Here is an 18,037-nt window from a genome sequence, read left to right as displayed (position 1 = left end):
CCTCTCTCCAAACATTGGGTTTAGTTCTTATCAGAACTGCGCCCGAACTCTCAGGTAATACTGTCCACCGTTAAAGCCGAACGGACCAGCTTCCGGGTATAGTTGACCAAGGCTACCAGCAAACGGGTTTCTGTCAGAATGGTTGCTGAGGATGTTATCAACACCACCAACAATGCTTAGGCCTTCCCTGACTTCATACGTAACTTGTGCGTCAAAGAGGAACTCTGAACCGATGCCGTTAACACCGTTACCAGTATCGTCCCAGCCGCCATAATAGTTCACACGCAGTAATGTGCTGAACGGCCCCTGTGCATGTGTCCAAGTCAAGCTACCTTTAATGTTAGGCAGCAAGTCCTCTAGCGCAGCCACACGACCATCATTAATCGGGTTAAGCGTACCACGATCAGTCACTTTGGTTCTGGTGTAGTTTGCAGCAAGCGTCAGGTTAGAAACGCCGTCGCCCAGGTCAAAGCCGTAACGACCAACAACATCAATACCGCGTGTATTGGTGCTAAAGCTGTTTGAGAAGAAACGGAACTGAGACAGGTCATCAAGGCCGATGAAGTCTTGGCGGTTGATAGTACCAGCGGCATCAAGGCCCGTTAGCGCCGCGCCCACACTGTCAAAGCTTGTACCACTAACAGCGTTCAAGGCATCAAGGAAGTTAACGTTTGCACCCAAGGCAACGCGGTCATCAACATCGATGTCGAAGAAATCAACTGTCCATGTTGCAGCGCCCCAATCAAAGGCGAAACCAACCGAGATGTTGCGTGCTTCCTCAGTACCAAGCTGCGGGCGACCATTACCCTGTGCTTCGATAAAGTCTGCAGCCAACTGGCCAGCAGCTGATGACAAAGGCAGTGTACCTTGGTCGACCAAGACACCGTTCACGTTCTGTGTCGTCACGTTCGTAATATTGGCCTGACCAGCAGTTGGTGCATGGAAGCCTGTTGAATATGTTGCACGGATACGCAGGTGATCATCTGCATTATAGAGTGCAGCAAGCTTATAGTTAAGCGTATCACCGAAAGCGCTGTAATCTTCGTAACGAAGCGCACCTTGAACTGTTAAGTCCTCGGTAAGGTCAAATTCGATATCAACATAACCAGCATAGCTGTCCTGTGAATTGGATGAACTGTTAGGAAAGCCACCAAAGCCGTTTGAGCTTGATGAAAAACCTTGGTCAGCAAGTGGCCCAAGCGCAAACGACGCAGCATCACCAGCAAACAGATCAAATGTCTCTTCGCGGTATTCACCACCAAAGGCGATATTAATATCTGACGCAAAATCACTTGGAAGAGCATACACGAAATCAGCATTGATCGCTGTTTCAGTTTGCTTTTGTCCACCAGGAATAAAGTTCCTCGGCGTATCCGGGCCAAGCGAAGCGTTCACCGTGTTGTTAATGAAGAAATCAGTCCGGTTGGCACCGTGTGTAATGCTCAGATCATAGTCAAGGCCGGCACCAAACTCAAGTTGGCCGCGAAGACCACCAGCGATGCTGTAGTCTTCGTTGTCACCACCGAAGCGCGGGACAAAACCACCCGGGATAGTTTCAATGAAAGAGAAGCAGTTAGCACTTGCAGTTACAGCAGCAAGCACAGTCGGATCAGGGATAAGACCAGCGTTTCCTGTTAGTGGAATACCGGCAGGACAAGCCTCGCCTACGCCAACACCATCCAGATCACCAACACGAACAGACGCAACGCCGTCTGGGTCGAGTGCGCCGGTAAGTGGATCAACATTTGGGCCACGGTAAACACCGCCACGGTTTGTTGGATTTCTGTAGAAGAAACCACCCGTAACTGTTCGCTCTGCATAACTACCAAAAGCATAAACTTCAGCAGATTCACTTAATGTAATCGCTGAGTTCACAAATACTTTCAGATCATCTTCTACATCTGGCTGTCCCCAATATTGAGGCACTTCGTCAGTGTAAGAGTTGATCGTCTCAAAATCAGCTGCATCAGTATTGCCTGCAGCAATCAATGCCAATACGTCGTCACGGACAACAGAACGGACCGTGCCATCTGTATCGCCGTACTCAGCGCTCAAGCTTACGAAGCCCGTGTCACCAATAGGCAAACCCAAGTTAGCAGAAATCCGGTAGTTGTCGCCGTCGCCAGCGTATGTTGAGCCATAAGTAGCTTCAACCGTTCCGCCTTCAGCATTATCTTTCAATACAAAGTTGATAACACCGGCAATCGCATCTGAACCATACTGGGATGATGCACCATCGCGCAGAACTTCAACGCGCTTCAGCGCAATTGATGGAAGGGCCGAAATGTCTACACCCTGTGCGCCATCAGAGATACCACCGCCAAGGAAAGAGATAACGGAACCACGGTGACGCCGCTTACCGTTTACCAGAACCAGCGTGTTGTCAGGAGACAGACCACGTAAGTTTGCAGGACGCACAATACTTGCTGCATCGGAAATTGGCTGCGCGTTAATATTGAATGACGGAACAGAAGTTCTAAGCAAGTCTTGCACATCGCTTGCTGAACTCTGCCTGAATTCGCCAACTGAAATTACGTCGATGGGCGCAGGTGTATCTCCTGCTGAACGGCCTTTTCGGCGCGAACCAATTGTCGTGATTTCCTCAACATTGACAACTTTAACACCGTCATCATCTTCTTCATTTGTTTGAGCAACGGCAGGCAAAGCCATCATGCTTGATAGTAGCGCCGTCGATGTCAGCAAAGTGACATGCCTTTTAAAAGGACTTTTAATCATAGTGGTCTCCCCGTTCTTTTCACTAATTAAAGCTGTTTTTATGGCCCAGCTTTTCCCCAATCGTGACAGACTTACCCACTTCATTGCGCCGTAAACACTGGCGCATATTAATATTTGAATCGTGTATGCACAGGATGAAAGCAAAAAGCATATGCATTTATTTCAACCTATAGCTGTTACATAACATCTCCAATGTAGAGTGCGTCTCAGCACTTCATCACTCAAAGAGCCTCTTTAAATAAACTAAAGTTACATAAACAAAACAACTACCCGTGGCTCAGAGCTAGTATTAATCAATCGTATTAATATTAACTCACATAAGTTTTCTGACACCTTCAACCAATTATTACAATCTTGACCAAACAGTCACATATAGCGAAACTCTGAAGAAAAAAACTAATGTCACAAAAAAGCAACAATGAGAAAAATGAAATAAGATAAGAAACTTGATATTTATTGCGACATAAAATTATAAAAAAACTCAACACAACGACATTTAAGCATGTTCGTTTTAATATACAATTTTGCCTTCCATATCATGCAGGCGGTGCAAAAATTGAATAAAAAGCACATTCTTTTTGCTAAGTTTCAGGCATATTTTAAAGCTAATATTCCACTAACAGCGAAACAACTTTAGTTGGATGCTTATGTGAATTCCAAACCACCATGGAATCTGACCAATTCCGCATGAAAAGTTAAACTTTACACGCTTAACTTGTTTCACCGTTCTTTGGTTCGTGTTTGCAAACGATGCAACTGGAAAGCTAAAATACACCGAACGCCATAAACGTAGGAGTTTACTTTGAATAAACGGACCTTTGAAAGCCTGGTTATCTTGCTGGGTGCAGCCTTCACAATTGCTTTTTCCATCATTGTCATGCCGCCGCTAATCGAGAGTGGCGACATTATTGGCGCCTTTGCCGCTGGCTTTGTAAACCCATACGCATCGGGTTATTCGCTGGACACTATCATTACGGGTCTGATTTTGATCACATGGATCATTTACGAGCGCAGCACGCACCACGTGCGCGGCGGTTGGGTGGCTATCATTTTATGTTTTGTACCCGGCATTGCTGTTGCTTTTGCTTACTATTTAATCCTGCGGGCACGCCAACCCGAAGCAACGGTCTAAACCGCCCAGCCCTCGCATTAACTTGTTGGAAACCTACAGACGCTAACTTGCTGAATGCACGTGATACGCCAACTCTAATCGACGCGGCGCAATATACCTTGGGGGTATAGAATGATACTGGAAGAGATCAGTAATTATAAGCGAACGCTCAGGCTGTACATCAATGGTGTTGGCTGTATTGGCGCCTTTACATTTGCCGCAGTGCAACTGTCTACAAGTTATACGCAAATGTTTCTACTCAGCATGATTTGCGGCGTTTATTTCGGCATCGTATCGTTTTTTCTTTTCAAAGATGGCCGGTACCTCTGGAAAGGGCGCGGCATACTGGCTGTGCTGCCCACCACATTATTGTTTGCCATATATTCTAATCCCGAGTTCGGCGTTTATTGGGTTTATGTTGGCATTGTCACCTTGTTTCTTATGCTCGAGCTAATAGACGCTGCCGTCAGCTCTCTCGTTTTCACAGGCGCCGCCTTTTTCCTTGTCTCCGGGCATTTTGAGACTGATGTTTTATTCCGCATATATTCCACCGTCATTCTGGTTGGCGCCTTTTCCTTTTGTTTTTCATACCTGATTGATCGCCTGCTTGATACGCTGAATGCAACGGCAACACATGATCCATTAACCAAAGCACTGAACCGCCACACGTTTCACAAATCAATCAACGCGGCATTGGAAGATCATCAGCGTTATCAGGTAATTGGTGTCCTCTTCCTGTTTGACCTTGATCACTTTAAAAAGATCAACGACGAGCACGGCCACATAACCGGCGACAAAGTTTTACGTGATGTATCGAAAATTGTTAAAAACCGGATCAGGGAAACCGATCAGTTTTTCAGGTATGGCGGTGAAGAGTTCGCTATTCTTCTACGACACACACCACTACAAAACGCTGCCTTTCTTGCAGATGATATACGCGCGCGCATCGAAGAGTACGCATTCACTGACGGCATCAGAGTAACCATCAGTGGCGGCATCTCAGAGGTAGATAGCAGCATCGGTGTAAACACGTGGATTGAGCGAACAGATACTGCACTCTACGAGGCCAAATCATCTGGTCGGAATAATATTAAAATTCACATTCCCGCGCTGGAAAACTGGTCTAGCGAAGCCATTGCTTAAGTAGCCAATTGCGACAAAAACTGTGGCGACAATCAAAGGCCACCGCAAACTCTTTATGCACTGTCTTACCTATTCCTGCGCTCATCGGCGCACCTGCATCGCTTCACCTATATTACCGAAAGATCAGAAATTAATCACGAAGCACTGCCTTCGCGGCTTCAATGCGGGCATTAAATATTTTCAACTGTTCCCCATCAGCATATGCGGCCGCAACACGATTTGATGCGCTGTCCAGTGCCCGAACAAGATCAGCCGAAGCTGCCGCCTTTGCCATTGCATCAGTGCTGCCTTTCTCGCCAATCCAGATAGGTGATGAATGTGCAAACGGATAACTATCCATTCCGGGCCATGCCATGGCGCCACCGTGTGCACGCGCTGCTATCCACCCGCCTTCAGGTAAGTCAACTTCTCCGTTAAAGGTTTTATTCTCCCCGGCATCAATGCCCGCGCTTCGCCACACTACCGTGCCGTTCACAACAACCTCAACATTCTCGACCGCCAGTGCAGACGTTAAATTGATAGACCATCTGCGCTTGCCATGTTGCGTTATGCCACCAGGCTTGGTGTTTCCGTCCACAGTAAACAGCAATGCAGGTGCATTGGTTACAAATGTTTCACCTGCCTGAACCGTGTTCATTACAGTGTTCCATGTGGCTGCTTTATTGCCGATATCAGCGTACACACGTGCGGAGCCAGGTGCCGGTGTGCGGTGAAAATCAGCGAAACTGTCTGTACCAGCCATAGCAACAATTGGTTTACCGATATTCAACAATCTGTACCAAAGTTCCGAGGTGCCCAGTTCATCTGTCCATGCGCATACAATTTCAAGCCCGAGAACTTCTGCAAGGATAGCGTCAGATACAAATTCCAGCGGAATACTGGACAGGTTACCCTGCTCAAACGGATCATGATTTTTGGCCACGGGGTGAACATACGTGACCATGCCTCCTTTACCGCTGGCAAAATCAAGCACTTCGCCGTTGGAGCGATCCACACCGGCAAGCCTTGGGTAAACAGAACGCGGCCCCCAATGCCATGGGCGGTATTCTTCCTGAATACCCACAAGACCCACATGACCATGAAAATGCGAACGCACTTCTTGCCCTATCTTGACAATGTTACCCCGTGTGGTTGTTACATCCCGCCCTGTATAGGGACGATCGATTAAGCGCGTATGCAAATTCGCCAACAATGAAGCACCAACATTCAAGTTTTCACCGTCCATCATTGGCTTCAGGTCGTCTGGCACCAATCGGTAAGGACCATCATAATTCAGGTGAAAATGATAATCAGCGGAGGCGTATCCGCTCGCCGGTGCATCCCACACCTCATCAATTGATAATTCAATTTCGTCGGCATTGTCAGAGCCCAAATCAATGATCTGGCGATCAGCCTTGGTCATCAGGCCGTTTACTGCTGTGATAGTCAGCGCACCTGCCGGTACATTAAGAGTGATGGCACCATCAGAATAGAAATAATTCATGCCGTTTTCACCGTCGAAATATACAGCACCCTTGCTCGGCACAACAGGGTGCCCTGTCGCATCCAGCACGGACAAGCGCGCCGGTGTCGGCTCACCGCCTTTTACTGTGCGTATCGTCACACTGCGGCGATCTTCGCCCCAATTCCTGCTGCGAATAGCTACATCCTCAACGGCACCGCCGTGTGCAGACGTGCGCTTCAGTTCGTATTGCTGGTTGGCATCCGGTTCCGAGAAGTAGATGGTGTCACCGCGCGCGCTCCACGTCGGCGTCAGCGCATAACGTGTGCCATCCGTTAACTCACTGCGCAAATTTGGCTGATTAACGTCCATACTAAACAGACGGTAATCGTCAATCTCCGGCAACGTCACCACAAGCGTTTGCTCACTGGGGTGTACATCAGCCATCAGGTGCGCTGAAATACCCGTGGAATAGAGCGCAACATCCGTGCCTTTGGTGAATGAGCGATACCGCAAATGCTTGGACGAGAACCCTTCCAGATGCACATAAACCATACCGCTGCCATCAGCCAGCAAACGCGCGTTGCGTTCAACACCCGCAATGTCGGTCACTTGCTCACGGTTGCCAGCGCTCAGGTGTTGACGCCAAATATTCAGTGTGCCGCCAATACCAGACGTAAAATACACATATTGACCATCTGCTGAGAAAGTTGGATCCAACTCGATTGTAGGCGTGTTAATGACTGTTTCACTGCCGCTTTCCATACTCCGCACAATAATGCTGGTATCAGCACCGTCATCCCTGATGAAGGTTATCAGCTTACCGTCCGGCGACCAGCGTGGTCGCGCGTCCACAGCCTTCGTGTCAGTAATGCGCACAGCGTTGCCCGATGCCAAATCAAGCGACCAGATAAACCCCGCGTCTGCGTAAACCAGTGTTTTACCGTCCGGCGATGCGGCAGGATCAATAGGACCAGAGGTTAAGCTCGGGAACTCATGGCCTTCGAGATAAACCTGATGCCCAAAGCCATCCACTTTCGGATAACGATTTGTCCACTGCGCGGACACATCGGCAGCAAACAGCCCTGCACAAAACACACCGAGCACACCCCCGATTATACCAGTGTTGAATGTGGTCATCGCGATCCCCTTTTTAATTAGATAACCGTTGCCCCCGAGGTCACCGATTACCTTTATTTTATTTAGTTTTCAGTCTTTGGCTTGAAAATACATCGACGGTGTGGGTGCCGGGTTCGGGTATATGCGCGATGCATCTGCCCCGCTATACATCACCCCGTTTTGCATTACCCAACTTATGGCACGCGCGTTTTTGATGTCTTCAAGCGGGTTTTTATCAAGCACGATCAAGTCAGCAAACTTACCCGTCTCAAGCGAACCTAGCTCATCACCAAAGCCATGATACCAGGCACCATTAATGGTCGAGATTTCAATAACCTGCGCTGGTGTAAAGCCCCCCATTTGATACAGCTCCATTTCCCAGTGTGCATCAAGGCCGCTCATTTGGCCGTGTGCACCAAGCTGCAAGGACACGCCCGCCTCATAAAGCGGTTTCAATGCGGCTGCCATTTTGGGCGCATACTGCTCGTCGTCCCGGAAATAGGTTGGGCGGCGTGTGCGCAAAAGCTCATCCCGCGTTTGGAACTTTAACAGCTTTGCATCTTCCCAAACACGTTCTTTCCGGTGGAAATACGTTTCACCAGACGGGCCGTTGTACACAACGATTAATGTCGGCGTAATACCAACCTCTGTTGCAGCCATAAACTTCGTTACGTCGCTATAAAGCGGGGTCATTGCCATCGAATGTTCAAGACCGGTAATACCGTCAATAACCTGGGTCATATTCATCTGGAAATTCGCAGCGGTTTCCGCCACATCATGAATGCCAAGCGCACGCGACGCTGCCACGGTGGCATGACGGGCAACACGGTTAAACTGCGTGTAATCCTTCACTGCTTCCGCACCAAATGCGTTATTGTAACTTAACGCCTGATACGCATCTTCGTACGAAGTAATGGGGCGCATCAAGCCTTTACGGTATTTGGCACCAAAAATAGGCGTGCCGCTTGTAAACAGGCGCGCGCCGTACGTTTTACCGGCCTCAAGACGATCACGCACCCATGCGTCTTTTTCAGCGGTACCATATACTTCGTATAATGTGGTGACCCCGTGTGCGAGCGGTGACAAAAGCCCTGGCAACGACCCTTCAATTGTATGCAGGAAAGACTGATTGTCGCCGCCGTAGTGACCGTGTGCATCAACGATACCTGGCATGATATATTTACCAGTGGCGTCAAACACCTTTGCGCCGTCAGGAATGGTCACATCTGTGCCAATGGCGACGATTTTATCATCTCTCACCAGCACTGTTGCACCTTCAATCACACGGCGGTCGCTATCCACCGTGATTACCGTTGCACCCGTTAGCGCAATCGTGCTGTCAGGCTTGGCAACCGTATAGGCAACAGCAATATCTGTTTTCCTGGCGCTGTCTTTTTTGTCTGCCAGCACATCATCCAGAGCTTTTTCATAGAACTGCGTACCGCGTGTCCAATACAGGCCGTTGCTGTCTGCTTGCCAGCCCAGATAAACGCCTTCTTCGGTATCAATACGCTTGGTGAAACCCATTTTGTTTTCAGCGCTGATCGTCACCGTCTTACCGACATAGTCAAACGGTGTTACGAAATTGCGCTGGTATTCACGAAAGGCGATCCATTTCATATCAGGCGACAGCATCGCACGTGAAGACACCGGGAAATTATAGAGTGTTTTCTCGCCTTCACCGTTCAAACCAATGCGTTTCAGCATCAGGCCATCATCACTAAATTCCGCGAAGTAAATAGACTGCCCATCATCCGAAAACCGTATAGGGGAAGCACGGCGAATTTCCGGCGTGTTGCCATTTGACCAGCTTGCACGCACGTCTGTCACTTTACTGATCGTGCCGTCACTTTTGCGGACCATCAGTTCGAAACTGGTCTGATTTTCCAGTCGTGTGCCATTAGCCAATGTGCCGGGCCCGCGCAAGAACGCCAGCATTTTGCCATCAGATGAAAGGGATAATGCGCCGTACTGTGTAGCAAGCTCAGTTAACTTTTCTGGACGACCGCCGCGCAAACTGCGGCGGTATATGGCACCCATGTCTTGGTCACTCCAGGTCGCGTAATATACCTTCTTGTCGGCGCTGTTATAGACCGGGCTGGCTTCAAGCACATCGCTGTTGGTAATATTGCGCACGCCTTTGTCGGTGTGCAGATACAGATCACCAAGTGCTTCTGATAGAATACCGCCTGCTGCAGGGCTGGCGAAGCGCTGAATACGCGTTTTGCTTTCCCCCGTTTTAATTTTATTAACCGTGCGCACAGTCCTGTTCACTTCGCGGGATACCTGCGCGGTAAACGGAATATTGCGCACGTCACCTGTTGCCGTATTGATGCGCACAATCTTACCGCCATCACTGAACAAAAGGTCCGTACCGGATACCCACGCCATGCCTGCACCCGCACCGTAATGGTTTCCGTTTTCCATCTGGTCACGGTCAAGGCCGGTGCGGACCATACGGTCCTTGCCTGTTTTCAGGTCGCGCACATAAAGCGTGGTGGTTAAATCTTCACGGCCCATAAAGGCCAACTGATCACCGTCCGGTGACAAATGTGGGTTAAACGCTCCGCCAGCTTTTTGCACATATATCTCAGCCTCGGCAGTCGCTTTGTTGTATCGGTATATACGGGCACCGTCGCTTGGCAGGCGACCATTTGCGTGTTCGTAGTAAATAAAACCACGCTTGGCATCATCAACATACTGATTAGCAAAACTGAAAATAGCACTGTCAGCAATCTTTTGCTTTTCTCCAAAACGGTTATAGATCTCGCCGTGCAGTGTCAGCTCACGCGGATAACGGGATGCCATAATATGCCGCCCATCGGCAGACCAACTGGCACGCACCACAGGTTCTTTGGATTTGGTCAGGTTTTCAAGCTTGCCGCTTTCGCGGTTCATGATCCAAATATTGTCAACGCCGTCACGGTCTGACGTGAACGCGATCTCGCTACCGTCCGGGCTAAAGCGTGGCAGATGGTTCCATGACCGCCCACTGGTCAGCGCCTTGGCAACACCACCGGCAACCGGCATTTCGTATATGTGCCCAAGCAGATCGAAGATAACGGTCTCGCCATCCGGCGACACATCAAGGCTCATCCACGTGCCTTCAGATGTTTCAAACTCTACAAGCTGTGTCGGGGTACCCTCAGGGTTTGCGGTGTCGATCGACCATTCTTTTTTATCTGCGCTATCATCTATTGCAGATGCCACAAAAGATGGCAACGCGGTCAGCATTGTTGCGGCCGTCAGTGCCGATACCAATTTCGCTGAAATGTTTAAAGTCATCATAATCCCTCAAGCCTCATCCAAGGCATGTTTGTTAAAACAACTCAAAACACCTGTATTGTTATACGCAGACTACACCCGTATTTCTATAGCCCAAATGGCACAACTAAAACCCAAATGGCGTAGCTAAAACAAAGAACAGAACTGCTACTATAGCTATACTCGTGGTTATTAGACCCGTTTTTCTTGAACGAAGCCATCCAGACAAGCCAATGCTGGCAAGCAGACTAAGGAAACCCAAACCATATCCAAGCAACATACTTGCCCACAAAATGTTCATAACAGTCACATCAATGGGTTTTGGAAAGTCTGGATGGAGGAGAATGATTAATCGCCATGAAGCAACAACCGCAATCAATAAACTGCAAGCCGCTAACGCCGATGCACCAACTATCCAGCTAACTGATTTCTTTTCCGAGGTAAAAACCAAGATAGTTACGAGTATGGTTGCCGAGATACCGCCCAAGAAGGCACTAACAAAGGATAATTGTTCCGCGACAGCGGTGACATAACTGGGGTTGAGTTCTGCCATCTAAAATCCTGACCTTTCCAGTGACGTTGATGAGATGATACTAGCATATGAGCTATTTACCAACCAACTGGCGCGCAAAAACTGCCGAAACTTATGCATTATAGCTTACTGATTCTGAGAACTCACAAGCATCCAGTCGAGCTGGCAGGTTGCTGCCTTAATCGACAGCAACCTGCATTCATGATTTCTACCAGGCTATACCGTAGTCATCGCCGCTGTCGCTGGCACCGCCCCACATAGATCCTGTTTTGTGATCAAAATAGATCGCAGTCACAGGGCTGTAGGTCCGGTTCACAATCTCAACACGGTAACCACGCTTGGTCAGCTCACCGCGCACCCACTCAGACACTTTGCCTGTCACCTGAATGCGGCCCGGCTCTGATTTGTGCGCGCCGAACGAGCTTTGCATCTGATAACTGGTGACATTGTGTGCCTCAACCGCTTCCTGCACGTTCATGTCGAACTCAATCATGTTGAGGAAAAACTGCAGCAGGTTCTGATCCTGACTGTCGCCGCCTTGTACCGAAAAGGCCATCAGCGGCTTGCCGTCTTTAAGTGCAAGGCTTGGTGTCAACGTTGCACGCGGACGCTTGCCCGGTGCCACAACATTAAACGGGTTCAGGCTTTCATCAAGAACGAAGCTTTGCATACGCTGGCTAAGGCCAACGCCGGTTTCACCTGCAATAAACGCTGGTATCCAACCGCCGCTCGGCGTGATGGATACAACCCAACCTTCTTCGTCTGCCGCTTGAATGGATGTTGTTCCCGCGAGAAACGCTTCATCATCTGTCATCAGGTTCGGCGTCAGGTTTTCCGCAACTTGAAAACCATCTGCGCCTTCGCCCGAAGCTTCCGGTGGAATGGGTGTCCATTTTTCAAGCAGGTCAGTGTATGGGTTTTCACCGCCCTGAAACGGATACGGATCACCCGGCTTAACGTTTTCGTCGTTTTTGTCCCAGTTGATTTGCGCGCGCCGCTGTGCTGCATATTCTTTTGACAACAGACCACCAATTGGCTCTTCAGGTGCCACATATGGGTCACCGTAATAGAAATCACGGTCTGCAAATGACAAGTTCATCGCTTGATAAAGCGCATGAATGTAATCCAGTGAATTGTAGCCCATTTTTTTCAGATCAAGCTTCTCAAGAATGTTCAGCGCTTGCAAAAGCACTGGCCCCTGCACCCACGTGGTCAGCTTGTAAACATCCACACCTTTGTAATTGGTGCTTACTGGTTCCTCGATGTAGACCTGCCATTTATCCAGATCTTCCATCGTGATCAAGCCGCCGTATTCTTTGGAACCACGAACCATTTCCTCTGCGATATCACCGCGGTAAAAACGGTCATAAGCTGCATAAATTGCTTCTTTGCGGCTTTTACCGGCTGCCAGTGCCGCAGCTTCGGTATCCACAAGCTTTTGGAGAGTCGCTAACAACTTGTGCTGCTGAAAAATTTCACCAGCGTAAGGCGCTGCACGCTCTTGACTGTCATCATCGTTCAGATGCGGCAAAAACACTTCGCGGGAATATTTCCAGCTTGAGAGCAACTCTTTGCGGCCCTCAATGTTATCGGCCTGATTTTCCTCAATCGGATATCCATCAGCCATCTGCATGGCCGGTGCCAGCACTTCAGCAAGGCTTAGCTTTCCGTATTCAGCCAACATTACCATCAACCCGCCTGGTGTACCGGGTGTGACGGCAGCAAGCGGGCCGTATTCAGGCGGGTATGCCATACCTTTACCCTTGAAGAATTCCGGCGTTGCACCAGTGGGCGCCACACCCAGCGCATTGATACCGATGACTTTACCGGTTTTCGGATTGTAAATCAGCGCCTGTGTTTCACCGCCCCAGCCAAGCGTGTCCCACATAGTGCTGGTAGCAGCGAGCATGGCGCAAGCTGCATCCACCGCATTGCCACCGCGCGTAAAGGTCATGCTGCCAGCCGTGGCAGCCAGCGGTTTACCTGTTACCGCAACCCAGTGCTTGCCGTGCAACACCGGCTTGAGCGTTTGTGCCGTTGCCGGTGCACCAGCGCCAAGCATACCAATGCTGCATACTGCAGCCGCAAACACGGAAGACCGCGCCGCTGATTTAAAGGATGAAAGACGAAAACGTGACAACATAAAAGACCCCTGTTTGACTTAGTAAACCCACAAAGCAAACCCTAGCCAGCAGCGGTGCAAAAGTAAACAGAAGCTGGGCTCTGTGCGTTGTATAGCAGGCAATGAATTCAAACTTTAGTTTTCTAGGTAGCCCGACAACAGCTGTGCATTGCGGTAATTAGCCTGCCATCCAATATCGAATAGGTCACCGAGAAGCGGAATAAGGCCAATGAACCAATCAATAAACACATTAACAGCCATACGCAGCTTAATAGAAAACGGCACACCGCACTTATGAGCCTGATAGATAATCCAGCCAGCGAGCACTGCCGTGATCGTGTCACCAACGCCCGGGATTAAACCGATTAATGCATCCAGCCCAAAACGGAAACGCGTGCCCGGAATGCGGTATTTTCGGTCAAGTAACTGTGCCAAATTTTGTACGCGTCTCACGCGTTTTTCATGTTTTAGCACACGGGGCTCCTCTCAAACATGCATGTATAGAAAGTAAGAACTGTAGCCATTGTTGCAAGTGTGACGCTACATACAAAGCAGGTGAAGCTGTTTACGTAGCAGGTGAAATGGATCGCGATTTCTTTGAGGAAAAAGAGATTGATGCATGGCAAATTGTGACATTGCGTAAGTGATCAAGAACTGAATAATCCACTAAAGCTATGGCTAAAAGTCTCCTCTCAGTGCGAGAGGGGGCTTTTCACTTCCCATGAATCGAACCCCGTCACATGGGGTAACAGGGGTTGATTTGGCGTATATTAACACATAGCCGCAACCGTCTTACGGTTCACCGCAAGACATGAGCAAACACCGCACATATCGCATTACAGTTGTTTCCTACACATGACGGTTAGGAGATGACATTATGCAGGCATCCAAAATACAAACCATCCTTTGGTGGCTTTTCTTTGCTGCTTACTTTGCCTCAAAGTATTTTGTTAGCGGTTTTACCGGCTTTTCGTGGGGTTATCTCCTGAGTGTAGTTGTTCTGTGCATCCTAACTGCGCTACTACCATGGTACGGCGCGAAATGGATTGTCAGCAAAATGCAGGGTGCCGGGCACATCATGACAGCGCTTGTCCTTCCTGTTGCGCTGACCACACTCGGTCTAAGCATTTTCTTTTTAGCGTTTATTGCACCCAATTACCCAACCATTGAACTGGCAAACATCATTCACCGTGCATTGATGCCCGGCGCTGCCATAACGGTACTGCTATTCTTACCGGACACGATCAACAGGCTACGCGGCAGCAATAAAACGAACGAAACTGACGCCTGAACCAAGGCATAACTTTTGCCACTGTTTTTTTGATATCAAAGCAAGGTTTCAGTAAACTGAAGCCTTGCTGCTTACTTAAGCTTGTGACAATCGTTGCTAATATAATTTGTCTGACAGACAAAATGGTGCTAGAGCGTGCGCCTTACGCGCTGATACAGTCAGCATTTAATAGATACTGCGCCCCGCCTGCCGCACCTGTTGCCGCCCTGGCGCACCCGAAAGAACAACATGACAGAAATTGATGGCATCGCATCCGGCATTGCTCCTGGATTGGCGCAAGCCCTTGCTAATCGCGGTTACACCGAGCTAACGCCGGTACAAAAGGCAATGCTCGCACCAGAGCTTGACGGCGCAGATGCGCTTGTTTCCGCACAAACAGGCTCCGGCAAAACGGTAGCATTTGGTATCGCCATAGCCCCTACCATTCTAGAAGGCGCGGAACGATTTATCGCTGCCAACACACCGCTGGCACTGGTTATCGCACCAACACGTGAACTAGCCCTGCAGGTAAAACGCGAACTGGACTGGCTTTATGCACCAACCGGTGCCGTTATTGCGTCATGTGTAGGCGGTATGGATATGCGCACAGAACGCCGCAACCTCGACCGCGGCGCACACATTGTTGTAGGCACGCCTGGCCGTTTGCGCGACCACATTGAACGCGCATCGCTTGATATGTCAGCACTACGCGCCATCGTGCTTGATGAAGCAGACGAAATGCTCGATCTTGGTTTCCGTGATGACCTGGAATTTATGTTAGGTTCTGCGCCAGAAACACGTCGTACGCTGATGTTCTCTGCCACTGTACCGCGCACAATCACTGGCCTTGCCAAACGCTATCAACGCAATGCCGTGCGTGTAACTACCAAAACTGACGACAAGCAGCATCTGGACATTGAATACCGCGCCATGGTGATGGCACCAAGCGACCGCGAGAACGCGATCATCAATGTGATCCGTTATTTTGATGCACAAAACACCATTATTTTCTGCAGCACACGTGCAACGGTTAACCACATGACAGCGCGGCTGAACAACCGCGGCTTTTCCGTTGTGGCTTTGTCCGGTGAGTTGAGCCAGAAAGAACGCACACATGCACTGCAAGCCATGCGTGATGGTCGGGCGCGTGTGTGTGTAGCAACAGATGTTGCTGCGCGCGGCATTGACTTACCAGGTCTGGAACTCGTAATTCATGCCGACATTCCTAAAAACAAGGAAATCCTGCTGCACCGTAGTGGCCGGACAGGGCGCGCTGGTCGCAAGGGTGTTTGTACATTAATTGTGCCATACAACGCACGCCGCCGCACAGAACGCCTGTTGGAGAATGCCAAAATTGATGCGGCATGGGGAAAACCGCCATCAGTTGAAGAAATTACAGCGCGCGACAATGAACGTTTCCTTAGTGATCCATCATTTACCGAACCAGTAACAGATGAAGAAAAGCCGCTCATCGAGCAACTGATGGGCCATCACAGTGCCGAGCAAATTGCAACGGCACTCGTACGTATGCGTATTGGCAACCAGCCTGCACCGGAAGAATTAACGGACGACGGTCCACTGCGTGACAGTGGCTATGTGCGCGGTGAAGGCCGTGACCGCAACCCGCGTGAACGCAAACCCAGAGAGCAACGCCAGGACTTTGCTGACGGCACATGGGTTTCACTATCTGTTGGCCGCAAACACAAGGCGGAGCCCCGATGGTTGTTACCGATGCTCTGTAAAGCTGCTGATATCACCAAAAAAGATATCGGCGCTATTCGTATCAATGATGACAATACACACGTGGAATTAGCCAAAGGCATCTCTGATAAGTTGCTTTCAGCACTTGGACCTAATCGCAAGCTAGAAAAATCTATTTCCGTTGATGTACTGCGTAGCCCAGCGCCCGCCACAGACGGTGGAAACACTGAGCGCAAATCATATGGTGACAAGCCAAAGCGTGACCACAAACCATTTGATCGCGATAAAAAACCATACAGTCGTGACGATAAAAAACCTGCATGGAAAGATAAACCAAAGAACGACAAGCCCCGCGGCGAAAAACCGGCTTGGAAAGACAAGCCTAAAGGTGAGAAGCCTGAATGGAAAGATAAGCCAAAGGCTGACAAGCCCTATGCCAAGAAGGCTACGCCTGCAGCCACAAAAGCGCCCTCACCTAAAGCTGAAAAATCAGCATACACACCGCCGGTTGGTGATGATTTACCAAAAGTAAAATCAAAACCCGGTAAAACAAAGCCTGCGAAAGATACACCGAAAAAGAAAAAGCCAAAATGGACAAATGCACAGCGAAAAGAACGCGATGCAGCATTGAAAGCACAAGGTAAACCAGCGTTTAAATCTGCCAATAAAGCGAACAAAGGCAAAAGTGCATCAACAGCTGGCGGCGACACGCCGCTGCGGCGAAAGAAAACTGATTAATTTAGATTAATGTAAGCGCGCTAATTGCCGGTGATTTCGCTTAATCGGCCACTAGCGCGCAAAGCTTCAAGCTTGTCATTAACATGCGACATCAACTCTTCCACCTGTTTGCTGCGCCGGCAAACCAGCACATCTTCATTGCTCACAATACTGTAATCGGCCTCAAACTCGAAATTGGCGATAGCAGGATCACGCTTCATCAAAAGGCTAACGTCATAGTCAAAAGCCACAGCAACATCGACACGTCTCTGTTCAAGTAGAGCAAAAGCCTGAGCAGGTGTGTTCGTTTGAATAGCGCCTGTTGATTCCGGTAAAAACAATGGCTTGACAAAATCGACGCTACCAGCACCCGCATCAAGCGCAATCAGCTTGCCTTCCAGGTCATCTTCACTACGAATCACAGGCTCGCCTGGCCGCGTATAAGCCATCATGGAAATACTATTGATTGACTTGGAAAACACGAGATCATCAGCCGTCATACCTCGCTCCGCATAAACGCGCGGTGTTGCAGACCCTACAAAAATACAGTCCGATCTTTCGCCAAAAAACGAACGACGCGCACGGCGAATTGGAAGAGCTCTCAGTCTAATTGGCTGAGTATAGTCGGCTGTAATAAGGTCGTATATCTCGTTGTATGGCCCCGGGTTCCCCATATCAAAAAGACCAGGGATAATAACACCTGCTATCTCGATACTTACAGCTTTTCCAGATAGGTTCTGACCTGCACTGGCAACAGGAAATGCCAAACAACTTAATGTAACGAAAGCAACACGCCGCAAGCACTTAATTTGTGTTAGTGATATCATCGTTTCACGCTTGTTGATCCTGCTGGTCAGAGCAAATAATTATGTTTGCCAGCT

General features: G+C 49.2%; 11 protein-coding genes. 4 read left to right on the top strand and 7 right to left on the bottom strand.

Annotated elements, in window-relative coordinates:
* Positions 1–30: 30 nt before the first annotated feature.
* A complete protein-coding gene (locus OEU88_RS06765) occupies positions 31–2,736 on the bottom strand; it encodes a TonB-dependent receptor plug domain-containing protein (RefSeq protein ID WP_262694377.1) in 2,706 nt (901 codons plus the stop codon).
* An 802-nt stretch (positions 2,737–3,538) separates the two neighbouring features.
* Here OEU88_RS06765 and OEU88_RS06760 point away from each other — a divergent pair.
* Both OEU88_RS06760 and OEU88_RS06755 read left to right on the top strand, forming a co-directional pair.
* Positions 3,539–3,868: a DUF2834 domain-containing protein gene (locus OEU88_RS06760; RefSeq protein ID WP_262694376.1), complete on the top strand. Its 330-nt coding sequence runs from the start codon at positions 3,539–3,541 to the stop codon at positions 3,866–3,868.
* Positions 3,869–3,979: 111 nt separating this feature from the next.
* Positions 3,980–4,990, top strand: a complete 1,011-nt coding sequence (locus OEU88_RS06755; protein ID WP_262694375.1) for a GGDEF domain-containing protein — start codon at positions 3,980–3,982, stop codon at positions 4,988–4,990.
* Positions 4,991–5,120: 130 nt separating this feature from the next.
* On the opposite strand, the gene OEU88_RS06750 is transcribed toward OEU88_RS06755, so the two are convergent.
* The 5 genes from OEU88_RS06750 to OEU88_RS06730 form a co-directional block, all read right to left on the bottom strand.
* Positions 5,121–7,571 (bottom strand): CehA/McbA family metallohydrolase, encoded by a 2,451-nt coding sequence (locus tag OEU88_RS06750; RefSeq protein ID WP_262694374.1) that lies wholly within the window; start codon positions 7,569–7,571, stop codon positions 5,121–5,123.
* Positions 7,572–7,640: 69 nt separating this feature from the next.
* Positions 7,641–10,838: an amidohydrolase family protein gene (locus OEU88_RS06745; protein WP_262694373.1), complete on the bottom strand. Its 3,198-nt coding sequence runs from the start codon at positions 10,836–10,838 to the stop codon at positions 7,641–7,643.
* A gap of 103 nt (positions 10,839–10,941) precedes the next feature.
* A complete protein-coding gene (locus OEU88_RS06740) occupies positions 10,942–11,367 on the bottom strand; it encodes a hypothetical protein (RefSeq protein WP_262694372.1) in 426 nt (141 codons plus the stop codon).
* 187 nt (positions 11,368–11,554) lie between these two features.
* A complete protein-coding gene (locus tag OEU88_RS06735; RefSeq protein WP_394805242.1) occupies positions 11,555–13,408 on the bottom strand; it encodes a gamma-glutamyltransferase family protein in 1,854 nt (617 codons plus the stop codon).
* A gap of 195 nt (positions 13,409–13,603) precedes the next feature.
* Positions 13,604–13,942: a DUF4112 domain-containing protein gene (locus OEU88_RS06730; protein WP_262694370.1), complete on the bottom strand. Its 339-nt coding sequence runs from the start codon at positions 13,940–13,942 to the stop codon at positions 13,604–13,606.
* Between the two features lie 403 nt (positions 13,943–14,345).
* On the opposite strand from OEU88_RS06730, the gene OEU88_RS06725 reads away from it, so the two are divergent.
* Together OEU88_RS06725 and OEU88_RS06720 are read left to right on the top strand one after the other, a co-directional pair.
* Positions 14,346–14,759: a hypothetical protein gene (locus OEU88_RS06725; protein ID WP_262694369.1), complete on the top strand. Its 414-nt coding sequence runs from the start codon at positions 14,346–14,348 to the stop codon at positions 14,757–14,759.
* A gap of 228 nt (positions 14,760–14,987) precedes the next feature.
* A complete protein-coding gene (locus OEU88_RS06720) occupies positions 14,988–17,177 on the top strand; it encodes a DEAD/DEAH box helicase (RefSeq protein ID WP_262694368.1) in 2,190 nt (729 codons plus the stop codon).
* Positions 17,178–17,197: 20 nt separating this feature from the next.
* On the opposite strand, the gene OEU88_RS06715 is transcribed toward OEU88_RS06720, so the two are convergent.
* Positions 17,198–17,983 carry a substrate-binding periplasmic protein gene (locus tag OEU88_RS06715; protein WP_262694367.1) on the bottom strand — a complete coding sequence of 262 codons (786 nt, stop codon included), beginning with the start codon at positions 17,981–17,983 and terminating at the stop codon, positions 17,198–17,200.
* Between the last annotated feature and the right edge of the window lie 54 nt (positions 17,984–18,037).

This window comes from Kordiimonas aquimaris, from assembly GCF_025574485.1.
GTDB lineage: Bacteria > Pseudomonadota > Alphaproteobacteria > Sphingomonadales > Kordiimonadaceae > Kordiimonas > Kordiimonas aquimaris.
Note: the sequence above shows the minus strand (reverse complement) of the source record. Positions and strands in the feature narration are given on the sequence as shown.

Excerpts from the sequence above, each read along its gene's own strand:
- OEU88_RS06745 (WP_262694373.1), bottom strand. The coding sequence starts at position 10,838 with ATGATGACTTTAAACATTTCAGCGAAATTGGTATCGGCACTGACGGCC.
- OEU88_RS06735 (WP_394805242.1), bottom strand. The coding sequence starts at position 13,408 with ATGCTTGGCGCTGGTGCACCGGCAACGGCACAAACGCTCAAGCCGGTG.
- OEU88_RS06725 (WP_262694369.1), top strand. The coding sequence starts at position 14,346 with ATGCAGGCATCCAAAATACAAACCATCCTTTGGTGGCTTTTCTTTGCT.
- OEU88_RS06715 (WP_262694367.1), bottom strand. The coding sequence starts at position 17,983 with ATGATATCACTAACACAAATTAAGTGCTTGCGGCGTGTTGCTTTCGTT.
- OEU88_RS06720 (WP_262694368.1), top strand. The coding sequence starts at position 14,988 with ATGACAGAAATTGATGGCATCGCATCCGGCATTGCTCCTGGATTGGCG.
- OEU88_RS06755 (WP_262694375.1), top strand. The coding sequence starts at position 3,980 with ATGATACTGGAAGAGATCAGTAATTATAAGCGAACGCTCAGGCTGTAC.
- OEU88_RS06765 (WP_262694377.1), bottom strand. The coding sequence starts at position 2,736 with ATGATTAAAAGTCCTTTTAAAAGGCATGTCACTTTGCTGACATCGACG.
- OEU88_RS06750 (WP_262694374.1), bottom strand. The coding sequence starts at position 7,571 with ATGACCACATTCAACACTGGTATAATCGGGGGTGTGCTCGGTGTGTTT.
- OEU88_RS06740 (WP_262694372.1), bottom strand. The coding sequence starts at position 11,367 with ATGGCAGAACTCAACCCCAGTTATGTCACCGCTGTCGCGGAACAATTA.